Genomic DNA, 17,961 nt, shown 5'->3' with positions numbered 1-17,961 from the left:
TATGAAAATACAGACATTAAGTGAATTTGAAAAGTGGTTGAAAAATCTCAAAGATTTAAACGGAAAAGTGCGATCACGCGCCACATACAGAACTTAAAAATAGCGGACACTTTGGCGATCATAAGCACATTGCGGGTCAAATCTTTGAGATGCGTATCCACACGGGTGCAGGCTACCGCCTGTATGTGGCTAAACGGGGCGAGGTGTTGGTGATTTTGTTGTGGCGCGCCGTGCAGTGGCGCGCTTAAGGCGACAAAAGCACGCGATAAAAGGATATAATTAAGGCATAAAAAATCTTGAAGGATTGTCCATGCCCGTAACCTTTAAACCCTTTAGTGTAGCCGAGTTCTTAGACTCCGATCAAGTGCGCTTAAGTTATGCTTAGAGCTGTTTTAGAGGATAGCGGCATGGCATTTGCAAGACTTCTAAAAAAATTAGGTTTTGGTTTGCGGCCTTTAGAAATGCCAAAATGCCACACCGCTTAAAAATCCCTCAACAACCCTACAATGTAGGGGTTTTACAGAAATTTGTAGTGAGGAGATAGCATGCCTGCCCCTTTTTTACATGCCTATCAACATAGGGGGCGGTTGTTTTGTTGCGATGCGGGCTTTAGAGAACAAGCAAGAGGGCAAGCAGGGTTTCTCTCCAATCTTGCCCTTGCCTTTTCAGGTGCTGTGGCTTTGCAAACTTTAGGGCGTTTGGGCTTTACAATCAATCCGCTTGTAGGCACAATCTTAAGCACAATCTTATCTATCTTGCCCGGTATTTTTCCAAATTCGTACAGAGCAAGTCTCTGTTACGCTCAAAGACTACAAAAAAGGAGCAAACATGCCCCTGCCCCCTAAAGCTTATAAACTCAAATGCCCTTGTGGGTTTTCTAAGATTGTGGCTTTTAAGAGTGATGCCTTGAGTCCTCTAGACTTAGCCAAAATGGCAACAACTTGCCCCCAGTGTGGGCAACAAATGCAAAAGGTTTCTTTAAATTTATTCGATCAAATATTTAAGGTGTTTAAGAAATGATTCAAAATCTCTTGATTCTTTACAACCCCTTTTACCAAGAAAATGTCATTGAGTTGCACTTAGAAATACTGAAAGAAAAAGGCAAAGTCGCCTTTGGTAAAATCCGCCCCCGGAGCAAAGACCAAGAGCACAAACACCCTCAAACTTTAGAGCGCATTTACCAAAGCACCACGTCCCAAAACTTTTTACAACTTTTTTTAACTAATTTCGCCAGCTTATTCGTGGCAAAAGTGGAGGCGGTGCAAAAGGATTTAGAAGGTGTGAGCGCGCCTGAGTATTATTTTAGCGAAGATAGAAAGTTTAGCGTGGAGGCGTGGTTCATCATCACAGACATGCGCGAACTAGAGCGCAACGATTTTACCGCTGTGCGCGATCGCTACCTACCCAACTTCACCACGCCTGATCATAACAACCACACCTTTAGAATTTATGGCAATGATTACGATTACCCACTCGCCATAGAGATGAAAAAAGAGATCAATTACTTTGAAGACCCCAAAAAACACTACCCAAATGTCTTTAAAAGCGCGGAGTTTTTAGAGCTCAAAGAGCGCTTGATTGAGCTCAACTTTGGGGCTACTGCCTACAAGCTCCACCACGCCAGCCTAGACAATGTCATTTATGCCGAAATGGAGTATCAAAAGAACAAACAAGACCCCCTCTATGACTTTGGACCCATCGCGCTCAGGTATTCTAAAATCTTAGAGCAAGAAGCCTATGCTTTGTTTAAGGATTTAGTGCGCTTTTTAGCCCAAAACAACCCTAAAATCCTAGAAATGCGCTACTTCTCCCACTCTAAAAAGGAGAATACCCCTCTGTGTCAAATCTTAAGCGATGACTACAAAGACAAGCCCGTCTTAGCCGACTACAAAAACATCATCGCCTTGCCCAGCCTCCAACAGCCCCTTTTAGATTTGCTCCCTAGCTCGGTGCGTGTATTCTTATCTAAGAGCCTTTTAGAGGTGATTGAAATTTTCCGCTCTGTCCGCAACAAGAGCGCGCATGGCAATGAACGCACTTCTTTAAAAGAGGCACAATGCTTACGCAATGAGATTTTAGGCATCACAGGGACAAATATTTTAAAAGAGATCGCCAACTACAAAGCCACCCTCACTCCGCCCAAACCCAAAAATAGCCCCAGAAAGGTGCTTGAAAACATCGGAGGAATTCGGGTTGTGGGGTACAAGTAAGAAAGGTGAATATGAGCAAAAATGACGATTTAACACAGATACAAAGAGACTCCCAAGAGGGCGGGCTAGGTGGTTTAGCAAGCGCACAAGGGGCGCAAGATACAAATTTGCAGGGGCAAACGCTAGAGCAAGGTAAAGGGCAAGTTTGGCAAAGGCAAAATATGGAGCAAGCGCAAGCGTTAAATGCGCAAAACCCTTTGAAATCCCAAGTTTTAGAATTATTTCAAGATAGCGAGGTGCAAGAGGCGATGTTTCAATGGTTGTTAAATCTTTTTAGAAGTCGAGACACGGCACTTTTAACGCAAGTTGAAAAAGCCCAGCAAGAGACAAAGCGGCAATATGAGCAGGCACAAGCACAAATCCAAGAGCAACAAAGCGTCCTAGCACGGCTAGAAAAAGAGTTACTAGCCTTGCAACAAATAGAGAGAGAAAACCAAGCCAAGCTAGCAAAAGCGCAAGCAGAATTAAACCAAAGCCAAAGCGTGCTGGAGAGCACACAAAAAGAGCTAGAAAACACAAAAGCAGACTTAAAAAGGCATCAAGTGCAAGCCTATGAATTGTTTTTAACTCTGCCCCCTAGCCTCAAGCAGGGTTTGAGCAATCTTTTTAGCGAAAACGACCCGCTTGCCTTTTTAGCCATCGGCACGCAGGGCAAGAATATCGAAATGCTGTGGGATTACACTAACAACGCCCTGAAAGAAAACAAAGAAGGGGCGCAAATTCTTGTAGAAATCTTTTATGCCCTCTTTGGCTACTATGCAAAAGCCACCCCTTACAAGCTAGACCCCCTAGAAGTGGGGCAGCCCTACAACCCCACCAAGCACCAACGCCACCACTCCAGCACGCATGCCAGTGGCAATATCACCTCTGTGCTGTTGCGTGGGTTTTTACACGCCAAAAGTGGCGAAGTCAAAAGACAATCTGTGATCAAACTTTAGGGAGCAAATATGGAACATATCAAAACCATCGAGGGGATTTACCTTTCTAAAGAAGCCTTAGAAACGCAAATGGGAGCAAGCTGGCAAGAGTTTATCAAAAATGAAAATTTAGAGAATCCCAAACAGTCCTTCACCAAGCACATTGTGGCATGCTTTGAGCTTTTTAAAGAACACGCCACAAAAACAGAGGTGATCGCGCTCAATAAAACAAGCTTTTACTTGCCCCAACAAAAGCTTTTTGGGTTTGTGTATTTTAATAACAAAAATGGCTATTATGGCTATATCCCAAGCCCACTACATGTTCTATGCGCCCATTTAGCCGGCGATGCCTACCACGACACCAAATTTAGCCAAGAGCAAGTGGAAAGTGCTTTTAAAAGTCTTTATCCTAAATTGCCCGTCCTAAGAGACCAACAACAACAAAAAATTACAAATGGTATCCGCATTTGGCGCAATAACCTAGATATCTTAGATAGTTCTTGTGAAAATTATTTGAGGGATAACAATTATTACTACCGCTCCGGAGATAATGATAGTTGGTTGCGCGATTACAACCCAAACTACACCCGATGGTTTTTAGACCTTGTTCCCGCCTCTGAATCCTTAAAAAAGATATTCCAACGCTTTTATAACACCCCAAAAACCCAAATTGGCATTAAATGTTTAGAGGGGCAAAATTGGCTAAATGTATTGAGAAACGATGTGCGCAATAACTACACATCAGACATACAATACTATTTGCAGCGTTACACTTTTAGAGAGCTTGCCACCCAAGAACAAAAGGATTTTTTAGCAAAAATCTTAGAAACCTATCAAGAGCTACATTCTCCACAAGACCTAGACGACCTAGTGATACTCGCTGATGTCATAGAGCTACACGACGAAGGTGCAGAATTACCGCTCCTTGATAAAGTCATCAAACAAACCTACCAAGAAGCCTTGCAAAGTGCGAAAATCCAAATCCTAGACTCTCTAAAATCAAGCCCCGATCATGCCGTGTTGCAAGCCTTTAGCTACGACCCCCAAGCACAAAAATACACCCTTAAAGACCCCAAAGCCCTAAGCGCTAGGGAGGATTGCTTTGAAGAACTCTTGCAAGCCGATAAAATCCGCGCCAATCTCAAGCCCTACGACCCTAAAATCTTAAGCGATGCCAATCGGGGGCTATGGGAGCTTTGGGAGGATCAAGGCACAGGCGAGGGCGAGCTAGTCGCTTTTGCCAGCCCGGTTATGGCGCGCAACCCCAAAGCCGACATTAAAGAGGGGATTGTGGGGATTGACTTTGGGACCACAAGTAGCGTTGTGGTGTGCCAAGAGGAGAGCGCGCAAATTTATCCCTTGCGCATCGGGCTAGGGGATTTAACCCAAGAGATCGAAAAAATCCAATACGAAAACCCCACCATCATCGCCTTTAACGATTTGACCGCCTTTTTACAAGCCTACAACGCCCAAAAAGGACGCCCCAAAACCAAATGGGAGAGCGTGAAAATCGCCCACGAAGCCAAGAATGACATGCACAACAGCCCCTCCCACCATTACAATTCCTTTTTCAGCGCGCTCAAGGCATGGGCGGGGGATAAGTCTAGAAAAATGCAAATCTTAGACAGACAGGGGGCGCATTTTGAGCTAAAGGGGAGCTTGGATTTGAGCGAGGGGGATTTAAACCCCATCGAGCTTTACGCCTACTATCTAGGGCTTTACATCAACAACCAATACAATGGGATTTTTTTAAATTACCTCTTGTCCTTCCCGGTAACCTACGAGCTAGAGGTGCGTGAGATGATCTTAGAGAGTTTTAAAAAGGGCATTGCTAAATCCCTGCCTAATGCTTTGCATGCTCAAGGGGTGCTAGATCGCCTCAAGGTTGAAAAGGGGGCAAGCGAGCCGGCCGCCTATGCGATCAGCGCTTTAGAGGGCTATGGCTTTGAGCCTAGCGATGAGGAGCAGGTGTATTATGGGGTTTTTGACTTTGGGGGCGGGACGACAGATTTTGACTTTGGGCTATTCATGGAGGCACCCGAGCATAGCCGTTATGATTATGTCTTGGAGCATTTTGGAGCGGGCGGGGATCGCTATTTGGGCGGAGAGAATTTGCTAGAGCTAGCCAGCTTTGAAATTTTCAAGCGCAACCAAAATTTATTGTTAAAGCAGCAAATCCCTTTCACAAGGGCAGCTGAGGGGCAGTTTTTTGCCGGTAGCGAGGTGCTCCTTAGCCAAAGCCAAGAAGCCCGTAGCAACACCAAAAACCTAGTGGAAAAATTGCGTCCACTTTGGGAGGGCAGAGAGTTTAACGATGAGGGCGAACTAGCCTTAAATCTCTTTGATAGCCACGGGCAAGAGATCGTGGGCGTGCGCTTGGATTTTAGCGTGCAAGAAGCGCAAGAGCTTTTTAAAGAGCGCATTAAAAGAGGGGTGGATAATTTTTTTAGCGAGTTTTTTAGGGCAACCGCGCGCTTTTTTGAAAAGAAAGGCATGTTAGAGGAGGGGCGGGGCATTAACACCTTTCATATTTTCTTAGCGGGCAATTCGAGCAAATCGCCCCTCGTCAAAGAACTCTTTGAAGCAAAGATCGCCCAAATTACCGAGCAAGATGCCAACCAAGCCCAAACCCCCATTAGCTACAAACTCTACGCCCCTTTAGAGAGTGCCGATTTTGCTAAACCCAATGGCAAAACCGGGGTCGCCTTTGGTTTGGTGCAAGCCCGCAAGGGCGGGGCAATTCAAGTCATTGACTCCAATGTGGAGGAGAATATCCGCTTTAAATACTATCTAGGGCGATCCAAAAAGCGCAAGTTTTATACACTCATTGATCGCGATCACCCTTACAATAAATGGGTGAAATTCTTAGATGCCTCTGAGAGCCAATTTGAGGTGTATTACACCACGCAAGCCAGCGCGGCCAATAATCATTTAAGCCTTGAGGATCACGCCATTAAGAAAAAATCCCTAGAAACGGGCGTGAGCAACCCCCATGCTTTTATTTTTATCCGTTTAGTTGCGCCCAGTGCCTTTGAGTTTGTGGTCGCCGCTGATGAGGGTTTGGAGAATGAGAATTATTTAAGCAGCGTGCAAAAAGTGGAGTTATGAAAATCAACAGATAAAGGGGGCTAAAAATGATGGCATGGGTTGCAAAAATGCGGGGGTCTGTGGTGTTGCTCGCCGTGCTGGGGGTTGTGGTGTGGGTTACAGAGAAAATTGCCCCGGGCATGCTGAAATCTTTCTTGGAATTTGTGTGGGATTTTTGTTTGGGTTTGGTGTGCTTTGGGATTGTCTTTGGCTTGTGCTGGGCTGAGGGAGTGCTTTGGTATCGGCTGATTCAAAGATGGGGCAGTCCATTTTTCACAAGAGTTTTTAAAGAGGAACGCTTTTTTTGGCTTAAGAATCGCTTGATTGCGTGGGTTGTAGGGGTTTTAGTGTTTGCCATCGCTGTATCAGCCACAAGTGAGGGGTTATATTTTCTCTCTTACTGTGCTTTCTTGTGGATGGGCTATTCTATTTTTGTGTTTTTAACAACCAATAACAATGCTCCCTTTAGGGATAAAGTGAGGGCAGTGTATCAAAATGCGTGGCAAGACATTTTGGACAAAAACACCCAAGCCTCACGCTACTTGTCGCATGTGTCCTTGCTTTTGACAAGCATTTTAGCAGGCATCATGGTCTTGGGCGTGCTTTGGGCGATTTTTGGGTCTTTAATCCTCTTTGCTTTGCAAATCATTTTATTTATGTCTGTGGTGTGGCTCGTGTATTTATTTGTCAAAATACGCCTTGACTCTAAAAAGAGCATTAAAAGCGTGCAGGGCTTGACTATGCCCCAAGAGTGGGCACAAGATTACATTAATGCCCTACTCCAAGCTGACAGAGTGCGTGCCGACATCACCCCCTATGACTCTAAAATCTTAAGCGATGCTAATCGGGGCTCTTGGGAGCTGTGGGATTTAGCAGAGAGCTTGAGCGTATCTAGGGCAACTTTTGTGCGTTTTGAAAAACCCTTGATTGCTAGAAACCCCAAAGCAGACATCAAAGAGGGGCTAGTGGGGATTGATTTTGGCACGACTAGTAGTGTCGTGGTGTGCCAAGAGGAAAACCAAAGCGTGCCCATGCGCGTAGGGTTAGGGGATTTAACCCAAGAGATTGAGAAAAACCACTATGAAAACCCCACTATTTTAAGCTTTAACGATTTAGCCAGCTTTTTACAAGCCTATAAATCCCAAAGAGGCAGACCCCCCACAAAATGGGATCAAGTGCAAGTCTCCCACGCCGCTTATAGCGCCTTTTTAGGTAGCCCCTCAAGCGATTATAACGCCTATTTGAGCGGGTTAAAGCAATGGGCGGGGGACAAGCAGAGAAAATTACAAATTTTAGACAAACAAGGGGCACATTTTGAGATCAAGGAGAGTTTAGCGATCAAAGAGGGGGATTTAAACCCCATCGAGCTTTATGCCTACTATTTGGGTCTATACATCAACAACCAACACCATGGGGTGTTTTTAAATTATCTCTTATCCTTCCCGGTAACCTACGAGCCAGCGGTGCGTAACATGATCTTAGAGAGTTTTAAAAGAGGCTTGGCTAAATCCTTGCCCAATACTTTGCATTCTCAAAAGGTGGTAGAACAACTTAAAGTTGAAGAAGGGGCAAGCGAGCCGGCGGCTTATGCGATCATCGCTTTAGAAAATTATAATTTTGATCCGAGCGAAAACGAGCGGGTGTATTATGGGGTCTTTGACTTTGGGGGCGGGACAACGGATTTTGACTTTGGGGTTTTGCAGGGCACGCCAGAATCTAGCCGCTATGATTATGAATTGGAGCATTTTGGCGGGGCAGGGGATCGCTTTTTAGGCGGGGAGCATTTATTAGAATTAGCCAGCTTTGAAATTTTCAAGCGCAACCACGCTTTATTGTTGTCTAGGCAAATCCCCTTTAAAAAACCCGCCGAGGGGCAAGGCACTTTAGGCATTGAAACCTTGTTAAACGACTCGGCAGAAGCCCACACCAACACTAAAACCCTCATGGAGAAACTCCGCCCCCTTTGGGAGGGTAGAGAATTTGAAGATGAGGGGGTGTTGTCTTTAAATCTCTTTGATAGCGGTGGGCAAAACATCGCCGGCGTGGATTTGGATTTTAGCACCCAAGAAGTGCAAAATCTTTTCAAAGAGCGCATCCAAAGGGGGGTAGATTTATTCTTTAGCGAGTTTTGGCGCGCCACAGATGCGTATTTTGAGCGCGTGCAAGAGGCAAGAGACATCAACACTTTCCATATTTTCTTGGCAGGCAATGCGAGCAAATCGCGTCTTGTGCGAGAACTCTTTGAAGCAAAGATTAATCAAATCACCCAAGACACCCAAGCCCGCTACCAAGTCTATCCGCCCCTAGAAAGCCGTGATTTAGCCAAGCCCAATGGCAAAACAGGGGTCGCTTTTGGGCTGATACGCACCCGTAAGGGCGGGCAAATCCAAGTGATCAACAATTACACGCAAGGCGGAGCACATTCTAAATACATCTTGGGGCGGGGGCGCAAACAAAAATTTGAAATCGTGCTAGAAAGAGATCAGGCCTACCAAGAATGGGTCAAATTCTTAGATGCAAGTGAAAGCCGATTTGAGCTTTACTACACTTTGCAAACCAACCCCTATAATTGCCACTTAAGCGACCCGGCCATTAAGAAAAAATCCCTAGAAACGGGCGTAAGCAACCCCCATGCTTTTATTTTTATCCGTTTGGTGAGCCCGAGTGCCTTTGAGTTTGTGGTGGCTACTGATGAGGGCTTGGAGGATGAGAATTATTTAAGCCCAATCCAAAAGGTAGAATTATAGGGTTAGCGTTTTTTGCGCTCTTTGGCGAGCATGCGCTTGGCATGCGCGACTATGCCCTCTTTGCCCTCTTCTGTAGAGTTTGGCTCTTGATAACTCCCCCGCATCTTGCCTTGTGCAATCGCCTCTAATAGCGTTAAAATTTCTTGATCTTGCATACAATCCCCTAAGCTTTAAATGCGCCTAAGTCTTTAGGGCTGAGTGCCCAGCCATTAAATTTCACTCCCTGCTCATCCACCAACACCTCAACTTGCACTTGGCTTTTAAAATCTTTGAGGCTATAAGTGTCTGTAAAAAAGTGGATTTCTTGATTGCTTGAGCCCACAATCCCCCGACTCTCATCGTATAAAGAATCCACATACTCCCCATCCACCAGCACATCCACAAAGTCCAATAATTCTTGTGCCCCCTCAAGGGGTAGTTTTTGTATTTGTGCCAAAGTGTAGCCACTAAAGAGCAACACCGATAGATTCTTTTGCTTACACCAGCGCACTACTGGCAATAAACCCTTAGCTTGTAAAAGGGGCTCCCCGCCTAAAAGCGTGATCCCACAAATGCCATATTTTTCATGCGCCTCTTGGATTTTGGCGATCAATGCCTCTTCTGTATGCAACTCTCTTTTTATCAAGGGTTGCATGTGTGGGTTACAGCAATTAAAGCAACGCTTTAAACAGCCTTGCAACCAAATAGCCATGCGTTTTCCCGGGCCTTCTGCTTGCGTGCATAAGCGCACGCTGGCGATATTCAACACGGCCCTAACTCAAATTCAAAGCTGTCAAATTCGGGCCTAGTCTGTTTGATGTAGATTTTTTGACAGCCCTCCATTTCTTCCCAGTGATCGAAAATAAAAATACTCAAATGGTTTTCAATTTGGCTTTCTAGGCGATTGACTACCCCCCGCCCCCCTTGCTCTTTATTGACATTCCTTGCCAATGCCCTAAAGCCCTCTTGCGCGCTCTTCTGGGTTTTAAACTCTAGGCTGATTTTGTATTTTTCAGCGACCTGTTGGGCAATCTTTTCAAATTTGCTTTGAATGATGGCGATCAAAAAATCCTCGTTTTTAATGAAATGGAAGGGGACAATGTTATTGCCAATGCGGTTTAGCAATTCGGGCCGCTTCAATGTCTTGTTAAAATGATCTCGCACGGCTTGTATGAATTTTTGTGCCACTTCTTTAGGATCGTCATCGACATCAATGTCTGTATCAGCCGCCCCAATGTTGGAGGTGAAAATGATCACCGACTCGCCAAAAGAGGCAGTCTCCCCCCGCCCATCCGTGAGCCGCCCATCCTCTAAAATCTGCAAGAATTTATCTAAAATCTTCCCATGCGCCTTTTCAATTTCATCAAACAAAATCACGCTAAAGGGCTTGGCGCGGATGGCGTTGGTGAGTTGCCCGCCCTCTTCATGCCCCACATATCCAGGGGGCGCGCCTACAAGGCGTTGATCGCTTTGCTCGTGGTTAAACTCGCTCATGTCAAAGCGCAGAAATGCGCTCTCATCGCCAAATAAAAACTCGGCTAAAGACTTGGCAAGTTCGGTTTTGCCCACCCCCGTAGGCCCTACAAAAAATAAAACTCCCTTGGGCTTTTGACTCTTGGCCGAGTGTGCCGCCCCTGAAAACCCCGTAAAGGCACGGATAATGACCTTTTCCACCTTGCTAATGGCATGGCTTTGCCCCTTCACGCGCTTTTCTAGGGCTTGGTGAATGCCGTCTAATTTATGCTTGTCTAAATCCTCCCACGGGCTGCGACTCTGTTTGTAGCGGTAGAATTTCACGCTCTTTTCAGGGCTTAAATGCTTGTTGTTATGGGCGAGTTGCAAGATTTGGGCAATTTCTTTGAGCATAAAACCCTCTAGCATGTCAATGAAGTCGGCTAATTTACTGGGGTCTTGGGTGATGGGCGGCTCAAAGGGGAGTTCCTCAAATTTTTCAATAAAGCTTTTGCGCTCAGGACGGCTAGGCAAGGGGATTTCTAGGCTGCTGATGTGGCAATCATTGATGTAAAAGGAAGAGGGCAAAGCGGTGCGTTTGCGGGCTAAAAAGATCACCAAATTTTTAGATTGCATGGCTTGATCACCGCTTAAGGTGTAATGGGCGTTGCGTTGGATGGCTTTTTTGAGCCGAACGATCCAATGGCGTTCTGCTTCGCTAAGGCTGGCTTGCACGCCAAAGATATAATCTGTGTAATCTAAGATAAAGCATTGCCCCGACTTTTTGGCAAGCTCATTCATAATCACAGAGAAAAACTCTTCCGGGCTTTTGTGTTCGGGGCGCTCTTGGGAGGTATTGGCCTCGCCAATATCATAGGCATCCTTAGCTTGAGGCTGTGGGGCGGCTTTGGCCTCTGGCAAGATGGATAGATCACAATCCACCCCTCCCACACAATCCCACAGCCACACGCTTGAAAAGCCCAATTCTTGGTGCAACAACTCAATCAAAAAGCGATCTAGATCTTTGTATTGTTTATCAAATTTGCTCTTAAAAAGATCGCCTACATTCCCGCTTAAAATCACCACGCCTCTAAGCTTGGCATCGCACACGAATTGTTGCAACCATTCGCTTTCTTTCTCCATGCAAACCTCCTTATAGCGATTTTTTATGGGGGTTGTTTAAATCAATCGCCCCCTTAGAAATGCGATCGGGATTCTCCCAAAGAATCTTTTTATCCTCCAGCCTAAAGCCATAGACATCCTCCAATTCTTTTTTAAATTTGGCAATGTCCTCCTTGCAAGTGAGCCCCTCGTATTGGTCGAACTTATACAAAATACGCTCCCCACCGCGCTCAATGCGGCATTGCACCCTTTTACCCGAAGGGCGAGCCGCCTTGATGATCACTGCCCCCTCTTTTAAAACGGGGGCTTGCACTTCAAACTCATGCCCTCTTAGGGTTTTGACAATAGAGATCACCACCTCTTTGCGGGCATTTTCCTCCACAATGAGCGAATCGGCTTGGGCGTTAATTTGCGCCACTTGGCTCTCTAAGGCGTTAAAATCTTGGCTCTCTAGCGCGCTCATAGTTTGCGTGATTTGTGTTAAAAGCGTTGCTTGCTCGTGGCTAGTTGCTATTTGTGCCACCTCGTTTTTAAGGTGCTCTAATTCTTGCCGCCACATCTGCCTTTGGCTCTCTTGTTGGGCATTATTGGCTTGCGCTTGCGCTTGCGCTTTTTGTAACACTTGCTCTAAATCTGCTTGGATTTGGTGCTGTGTGTCTGCATTGAGCCCATCAAAGGCGGCTAGACGCTCCTGTAAAAGTGCTAAATCTCCTCTAGCGTAGGCGATGATTGCCGGGTCCTTGATCTCTTGCAAACGGGCGTAAAAATCTTGCTGGGCTTTCTCTTGGTTTGCCCCTGCTTGTGCCCTTTGCAAATCCAAAGCCTGCCTTTGCAATTTTTCTAAATTGTAGAGCGCCTCTAGGCTTTGTTGCTGGGCTTTTAGGGGGTCTGTTTGGATGAGGGCTTGCAAGTTTTCTAGCTCTTGCTTAGGAGATTCTAAAGATATAAAGGCATCCAGCCCTTGTGCTTGCATTTTTTGCAAGTTGCCTTGTAAATCCCTGCAATTTTGTTGCGCATTCTTGGTCGCGTTCTCTTTTTTGATCTCTTGGCGGGCGAGTTCTTGGCGGTGCCTTAAGGCTTTGTCTTGCGCTTCTTGCAAAAGCACGCCCATTTGGGTTTGTAATTGCGAGTAAAAGCCCTTGAAATCCCGCCCATCAAAGGCTTTCACTTGGGCTTCTAGTTTTTGTAAACCCTCTTTGGCAAACTCCAGCACCAAATCATCTTGGATTTGCTCCCTTTGGGTGTAAAAATACTCTTGAACGCTGGCTTGATTGGCCCTAAATTGTGCCTTTTGCAATCCTTTAGCATGCTTTTCAAGACTGTTGAGCTGGGAGAGGATGGCATGGCTTAATTCTTGGGCTTTAAAGGGGTTGTCATCTAAAAGACGCACATGATCTTCAAAAGTCGAATCGTAACCCCCGTATTTTTGTGCGGGGGGTGGCAATTCTAGGCGGGTGTTTTGGGTTAATTGACGGGCATTTTGCATTTGTGCCTTGATCTCTTGCAAGGAGACAAAGGCATCTAAGCCTTGGGCGTGTATGCGTTCTATGTGTTGTTTGGCTTGCTCCAAATGGGCTAGACTCATCTCTAGGGCGCGTGCCCTCTTAGCAAGGGCGCGTTTTTGGCGTTCTTTAGCGCGTTGTCTTTCTAGCTCAATGCGGGCATAATGTTCTTGACTCATGGTAATTCCCTTAAATGGATTTGTGCCTTGATTCCACTTGGGGCATTGGCAAAACAAGTTGCAAATAAAGACTCTTGTAACTCTAGGCTAGGCATTTCTGGTAAATCTGCCAAATTAGGGGTATGCGTGCTTTTGAGCCAAATGGTCTTTTTGGTATTCAAAATCAAGGGCAAGAGATCGAGATTCAACCCGCCCTCGTCTAAAATCACCACCACATCAAAAGGGCTAGCCATCTCTAAAATACTAGGATCGCTCCCAAAGGGGATAAAGCACAAACTTGTGTCTGTGGGGGTGCTTGGGTTCAATGCCTCTCTTAAGCCCTCTAGGCGGGTGTTTAGAGCATTTGGGATTTGCTCCAAATTTTCAAGGCTGTATTTTTTTTGGATTTGCTCTAAGCTGGCTTGCACTTGTGCTTTTCGGGTGGTGATTTGCTCCATTTGGGCTTTTAAATCTTGGATTTGTATCTTTAGGACTTGGCATTCCGTGGGCTGTGTTTTTGGCTCTGGTCTAAAATTTTGCGCTTGGGCGCGTAGGGTGGTGCTAAAATGCGCCTTTAATTGCGCCACTTTTGTTCTATGGGTTTCTAATAAATGCTTGATCTGTTCTAATTTGCCCGTGCCAAAGAATTTAGCATACTTGCCCAAAGCAAACGCCCCCCTTTGCTCTTGTTCTTTGTGACGGATTTGTTCTTGGAGCGCCTCTAGGCTCTCTATATCGGTGGCTTTGTCCTTTTGGGCTTTAAGCTCTTGGATTTCTTGGGTGAGTTTGGCGCGCCCTTCTTGCAAGGCACTAAAATCAATCTTTGCCACCTCTTGATCGCATTGCTCAAAGTGCAAAATGTCTTGGTAAATCGCTTTCAGCGCGCTTGAAAAGTCGTGTGCGGGCATGCCTAAAGAGAGGGGGCTAAATTTAAGGGGAGCAAGGGCGTTTAAATCCTCTTTGAGGGCATTGTAGATGGGCTCTAAAAGCCCGCTAGGCAAAATAAAATCCCCCTTTTGCCCCTCTAAGAAGCTGAGGAATTTATCCAAATTTGTTTGTGGTTGGGGGGCATTGCTGGTTTGCTCTTGGAGGCTTTCTAGTTGTTGGCAACTTGCCTCTAGCTGGGCTCGTAGGCTAGTTATATCCATGCTTTGGCTTTGGGCATAAAGCCTCCCAAAGTTATCTAAATCCGCTTGCAAGGCAACACATTGTGCCATCACTTTCCCTAACTCTTGGGTGCTCAAATCACAAAAGCTCAAGGGCGTGTGTGGGCTTGTTAGCTTGTTTTCTAAGGACTCTTTAAAGGCTATGGAGCTGGCTAGTAAAATTTTATCTTGCTGGTTGGTGTGGTGTTTGATCACTGTGGCTATGAGCTCTAGGCTGTGTTGTAACTGGCCCTCCACTTGGATCAAGCAAACCTGCAAGCTAGCAATCATCTTTACAAGGGCGGCACGCAAGGGAGGTGCAAAACGCTTGATGAGGGTTTTTGCCATATTCTGCGAAACGCTTTGGCAGATGTGATCGGGGTGTAATTCTTGCGCCTCTTTGGGGTTTAAAAGCCATAGAGGATAAGGACGCACACCAAGCAAGCCGGGCAAAGTGTGGGCGTTTTGCAAGACACACACCCTCTTTTGCGCATTGTGGCTGGCGTTATGGGTGCAAGACCCCAAATACCCCCCCCATTTTTCCCAAGAAAAGTGTGTTTGCAGTTGTGTTAAAAACTCTTGTGGGCTATCCATAGATTTTAGAGCATTGGCTAAATCTTGCCCTTGTGCTTGACTCGCATCAATCAAAAGCTCCACCCCCTCAAAACGCACCCCCAACCCAAAAGGCACAAGCACCACCCGATCCAACACCAAAAAGCCCCCATCCACACAGCCTCCAAAAGCAAGGCTCTCTCCCTTAAAAAACGCGCTTGAGCGGCTAGGATCGCCATAGATGAACGCCCTCTGTTGGGTCTCTCTTGTGGCATTGATGCCATATAAAACCTCTGGTGCGCTTCGTGCTTGAAAACAGATCTCAAGCAAGGCTCGCAGCATCGCCCTCTCTTTATTGGGCACGCCATCGTAAATTTTTAAGGCGGTGTCTATTTTAGGGAATCGTTGTCGCAAATAGATAATATCGCTTTGCAAACAAGCAACCTTAAACCCTTGCGCAACCTTGATATAGAGCTTTTGCATCCAAACCCCCAGTCTGGCGAGATTATAGCACCGCTTGGTAAATTGGAGGCGGGCAGAGCCCAAACAAGATTTAAAAAGTGTAGTTTAAGTAAGCCGTAACCGAGCGTCCGAGTCCGGGTTACAAGCCAGCTGAGCTAGAGCCAATCCCGGAGAAGAAACACTTCATGTTGAAAAGATTATTCTGTGACTTGTAATTTTTGCCCATCGCATGTTTTAAGACTCGCATTCACCAGGACTGACTATAGTCTTAGCCTTAATCTTAGCCTTGCGCTTTTGTCTTGATCCCCTCATCGTTTTCAGTAACAATCGATATTTGAAAATAGCATCAATCTAGTGGTGTTAATGTAGGTTTGACTGTCAAACTCTCATCCTCGTTGGCTTCTTTCAGTTCAGCAAGCCCATTATGTGTGTTTTGTCATAATGACCCCTAATTCGTCGGACCCTCGCCAGCCAGCCGCTTGTCTAAAAGGTGGTTGGCGTATTCCAGTAATTCTTCGCTAAAGCTTGCCGTCAAGTCATTCAGAAAATTTTCTATTTTGTTTGGGTGTATCCCCATAGGAATATTTAGGATTTTTGTTGTTATTCTTGGATAGGGTCTCCCCTCTTTTGTCTGTCTTGTTTTTGTGATGTTTCCCCAGTGGTAACAGCGGTTGCGTAGAGTGTGAAATAAGTTTAGAGCCACTTCAGCCTTGTTATAGCAGCTCAAGTAACTTTTTTTACCCTTAATGAAAATCCTTTTTGTTGATAGCTTGAATCATAGCGTTCAAACTGAATCTTTTCTGCATTTAAAACACGCGCAAATCATCTTTCTTGCTCAATAATATGGGTCATCACTCCCAAAGTCATCTTGGAGAGACAACTCTCATGGTCAAGGGATACCCCCTTACTTTTTTTAAGAAGATTTTCTCTTACTTGGATCACGCGAGGGTCTGTAGACTTATGATAACCCCATCTCCCTTTTGCTGTTGCTCTTGGATGGCTTTTACTTGTGCCAAAGCTCTTTGTAAATCCTCTTTAAGTGTGCTAAAGTGTGCTAAAGCCACTAAAAGTCATTTGTGCCATCGCTTCTAGTTTTCTTGCCACTTCTGGGCTAGTCTTGCCTATTTGGGCGATTGTGGCGTGGATGTTATTTTCTAGCGCATCCAAAGCTCCAAAATCGCTTTGCATGCCATCTAATTGCGCCTTTATCTTTTTAAGCTCTGTCTTTGTGGTTTCCAAATCCTTTTGTGTGGTCTGTAGCGTGGTTTTCGGGTCTGTAGCTCACTTTTAAGTCTTGTGTTCTCAATGCCACTCTGTTTAAAAGCTTCATTATTAGCTTTTGCCTATTCTACCTCTTGCTTATTAGTCTCTTTTTCTTGTTCTAAGGCACTCACTTTACCTTGCAACCGCTCTTTATCTCCTTCTAGGCTGTCTATCTATCCTTTAGCCTGATTGAGCTCTGCCCCATACTCTGCACTGCTCTTAAACTCTGTGGCAAGCTTGGTAATCTCACCTTTAACACTCTCCACAGCTTCTAAGATCATAGTGCAGGCTTGATTGTTGATGGCTTGCACTGCTTGGCTGTGCTTTGTAAGGGTGTCGGCTAGCTTTTCTTTAATGTCTCGCTCTCGTCTGTTAAACTCTCTGTAATGGATTTTACCCCACTCCACATACTCATAGGTTATGGGGTCTTTGACCCTTTACCAAAAAGCTTTTTCACATTTTAAAAACTTTGAATTTGCCTGCTTTTAACTCTTCGCCAAACACCACACAAACGCTCGCCTGTTGGATCATCTCCTCTTGGCATTGTTTATGGATTTCCGTAATCTTTTCACCACTGGCTTGGATATGCGCCACTACACCAGCTGTAACGGGGGCTACATACTTTCTAATAAGGCCTATAGCTTCCCTTTCAAAAGCCTTGATGTGTGCTTGACTCTTTGTTTCTGCTTTGGCTGACTTTAACTCTGTTTAAGGGCTTGGGTTTCTTGTTCTAGGCTAGTGTTGGTGTTTTCAAGACTGGTAATATAGTTGGGGGCATACTTAAGCCAAATATCTAAAATGCGCTCATCTAATTGCGCTTGGGTGAGTTTCTCATATCTAAAGCACTCAATTCTCTAAAAGCTTCTTTAGGGCAGCCCTTGCCCATGAGTTCTTGCCTTTCTGCCAAACGCCTAGCCCTGATCTGTGTTTTTGTGAGATACACGGGCTTGAGCTTTAGATTCTCTTGCTGGAGCTCTTGGTTTGTGATTTTGAGTGTAGCAAGCTCGGGTTTCATCTTATCAAGCTCTTGAGTGTGTTTAGCAATCCGTTCTTTTAAACCATTGATATTTTTCATCTTTTTGGGTGTTCTCGTTCTTAATGGCATCTATCTCTGTCCTCATCTTTTAAGGCTCTTAAGCTCTTGTAGTCTTCTTGTGTGAAAAGCTTTAAATCACCCTAAGCCCACAGATAGCCTAGACTTTGCCCTAGTCAAAGACCCCGAGCTAACAGAGCTTCAAGAGGTGTTTAACACCGATAAACTCATTAGGCAAATTAGAAGCGCAGAGGTGAAAGACACTTTAGACAAGGGCTTTAGCCTTAAAGAAGTGCTAGATTACACCAGCCATTTACCCACCGCCCAAAGAA

General features: G+C 45.4%; 15 protein-coding genes. 5 read left to right on the top strand and 10 right to left on the bottom strand.

What is annotated here, in order from left to right:
- Positions 1 to 828 precede the first annotated feature (828 nt).
- Genes HAL07_RS05425 through HAL07_RS08215 form a run of 5 tightly spaced genes read left to right on the top strand, consistent with a single transcriptional unit; the run spans position 829 to position 8,961 of the window.
- Positions 829 to 1,020 (top strand): hypothetical protein, encoded by a 192-nt coding sequence (locus tag HAL07_RS05425; protein ID WP_053945396.1) that lies wholly within the window; start codon positions 829 to 831, stop codon positions 1,018 to 1,020.
- A complete protein-coding gene (locus HAL07_RS05420) occupies positions 1,017 to 2,210 on the top strand; it encodes an HP0729 family protein (RefSeq protein WP_053945395.1) in 1,194 nt (397 codons plus the stop codon). The genes HAL07_RS05425 and HAL07_RS05420 overlap by 4 nt, the downstream gene beginning before the upstream one ends.
- Before the next feature lie 11 nt (positions 2,211 to 2,221).
- Positions 2,222 to 3,148, top strand: a complete 927-nt coding sequence (locus tag HAL07_RS05415; protein ID WP_238374497.1) for a coiled-coil domain-containing protein — start codon at positions 2,222 to 2,224, stop codon at positions 3,146 to 3,148.
- A 9-nt stretch (positions 3,149 to 3,157) separates the two neighbouring features.
- On the top strand, positions 3,158 to 6,235 hold the full coding sequence (locus HAL07_RS05410; protein ID WP_053945394.1) for an acetate and sugar kinases/Hsc70/actin family protein: 3,078 nt from the start codon (positions 3,158 to 3,160) through the stop codon (positions 6,233 to 6,235).
- Between the two features lie 26 nt (positions 6,236 to 6,261).
- On the top strand, positions 6,262 to 8,961 hold the full coding sequence (locus tag HAL07_RS08215; protein WP_238374496.1) for a molecular chaperone DnaK: 2,700 nt from the start codon (positions 6,262 to 6,264) through the stop codon (positions 8,959 to 8,961).
- Positions 8,962 to 8,963: 2 nt separating this feature from the next.
- Here the strand turns inward: HAL07_RS08215 and HAL07_RS07960 are convergent, their stop codons facing one another.
- The 10 genes from HAL07_RS07960 to HAL07_RS05365 all read right to left on the bottom strand — a co-directional run bounded on the left by HAL07_RS07960 (position 8,964) and on the right by HAL07_RS05365 (position 17,671).
- Entirely contained in the window at positions 8,964 to 9,116 is a 153-nt protein-coding gene (locus HAL07_RS07960; RefSeq protein WP_156295953.1) for a hypothetical protein, read from the bottom strand.
- Positions 9,117 to 9,124: 8 nt separating this feature from the next.
- Complete coding sequence (locus HAL07_RS05400; RefSeq protein WP_053945393.1) at positions 9,125 to 9,709, bottom strand: 4Fe-4S single cluster domain-containing protein; 585 nt, start codon at positions 9,707 to 9,709, stop codon at positions 9,125 to 9,127.
- Positions 9,703 to 11,535 carry an AAA family ATPase gene (locus HAL07_RS05395; RefSeq protein WP_053945392.1) on the bottom strand — a complete coding sequence of 611 codons (1,833 nt, stop codon included), beginning with the start codon at positions 11,533 to 11,535 and terminating at the stop codon, positions 9,703 to 9,705. The genes HAL07_RS05400 and HAL07_RS05395 overlap by 7 nt, the downstream gene beginning before the upstream one ends.
- A gap of 10 nt (positions 11,536 to 11,545) precedes the next feature.
- Positions 11,546 to 13,195 carry a coiled-coil domain-containing protein gene (locus tag HAL07_RS05390; RefSeq protein WP_053945391.1) on the bottom strand — a complete coding sequence of 550 codons (1,650 nt, stop codon included), beginning with the start codon at positions 13,193 to 13,195 and terminating at the stop codon, positions 11,546 to 11,548.
- Positions 13,192 to 15,306, bottom strand: coding sequence for an AAA family ATPase (locus HAL07_RS05385; RefSeq protein WP_238374495.1), 2,115 nt, complete (start codon positions 15,304 to 15,306; stop codon positions 13,192 to 13,194). Before HAL07_RS05385 ends, HAL07_RS05390 begins: the two co-directional genes overlap by 4 nt.
- 475 nt (positions 15,307 to 15,781) lie before the next feature.
- Positions 15,782 to 15,910 (bottom strand): hypothetical protein, encoded by a 129-nt coding sequence (locus HAL07_RS08305; protein WP_274377886.1) that lies wholly within the window; start codon positions 15,908 to 15,910, stop codon positions 15,782 to 15,784.
- Between the two features lie 467 nt (positions 15,911 to 16,377).
- Complete coding sequence (locus HAL07_RS08210) at positions 16,378 to 16,572, bottom strand: hypothetical protein (protein ID WP_233702513.1); 195 nt, start codon at positions 16,570 to 16,572, stop codon at positions 16,378 to 16,380.
- Positions 16,573 to 16,769: 197 nt separating this feature from the next.
- Positions 16,770 to 17,003, bottom strand: coding sequence for a hypothetical protein (locus tag HAL07_RS05370; RefSeq protein ID WP_053945389.1), 234 nt, complete (start codon positions 17,001 to 17,003; stop codon positions 16,770 to 16,772).
- A 46-nt stretch (positions 17,004 to 17,049) separates the two neighbouring features.
- The gene (locus HAL07_RS07955; RefSeq protein WP_156295952.1) at positions 17,050 to 17,190 is read right to left on the bottom strand and encodes a hypothetical protein; all 141 of its coding nucleotides are present in this window, start codon (positions 17,188 to 17,190) and stop codon (positions 17,050 to 17,052) included.
- A 214-nt stretch (positions 17,191 to 17,404) separates the two neighbouring features.
- Entirely contained in the window at positions 17,405 to 17,671 is a 267-nt protein-coding gene (locus tag HAL07_RS05365) for a hypothetical protein (protein WP_053945378.1), read from the bottom strand.
- Between the last annotated feature and the right edge of the window lie 290 nt (positions 17,672 to 17,961).

Source organism: Helicobacter ailurogastricus, assembly GCF_001282945.1.
In the GTDB taxonomy this organism is placed as follows: Bacteria; Campylobacterota; Campylobacteria; order Campylobacterales; family Helicobacteraceae; genus Helicobacter; species Helicobacter ailurogastricus.
This window is presented reverse-complemented; position numbering and strand designations above follow the sequence as displayed.

What these genes read in the sequence shown, in the direction of transcription:
- HAL07_RS05395 (WP_053945392.1), bottom strand. Translation starts at nt 11,535, where the DNA reads ATGGAGAAAGAAAGCGAATGGTTGCAACAATTCGTGTGCGATGCCAAG.
- HAL07_RS05415 (WP_238374497.1), top strand. Translation starts at nt 2,222, where the DNA reads ATGAGCAAAAATGACGATTTAACACAGATACAAAGAGACTCCCAAGAG.
- HAL07_RS08215 (WP_238374496.1), top strand. Translation starts at nt 6,262, where the DNA reads ATGATGGCATGGGTTGCAAAAATGCGGGGGTCTGTGGTGTTGCTCGCC.
- HAL07_RS05425 (WP_053945396.1), top strand. Translation starts at nt 829, where the DNA reads ATGCCCCTGCCCCCTAAAGCTTATAAACTCAAATGCCCTTGTGGGTTT.
- HAL07_RS05410 (WP_053945394.1), top strand. Translation starts at nt 3,158, where the DNA reads ATGGAACATATCAAAACCATCGAGGGGATTTACCTTTCTAAAGAAGCC.
- HAL07_RS05420 (WP_053945395.1), top strand. Translation starts at nt 1,017, where the DNA reads ATGATTCAAAATCTCTTGATTCTTTACAACCCCTTTTACCAAGAAAAT.
- HAL07_RS05390 (WP_053945391.1), bottom strand. Translation starts at nt 13,195, where the DNA reads ATGAGTCAAGAACATTATGCCCGCATTGAGCTAGAAAGACAACGCGCT.
- HAL07_RS07960 (WP_156295953.1), bottom strand. Translation starts at nt 9,116, where the DNA reads ATGCAAGATCAAGAAATTTTAACGCTATTAGAGGCGATTGCACAAGGC.
- HAL07_RS08305 (WP_274377886.1), bottom strand. Translation starts at nt 15,910, where the DNA reads ATGGGGATACACCCAAACAAAATAGAAAATTTTCTGAATGACTTGACG.
- HAL07_RS05365 (WP_053945378.1), bottom strand. Translation starts at nt 17,671, where the DNA reads ATGAAAAATATCAATGGTTTAAAAGAACGGATTGCTAAACACACTCAA.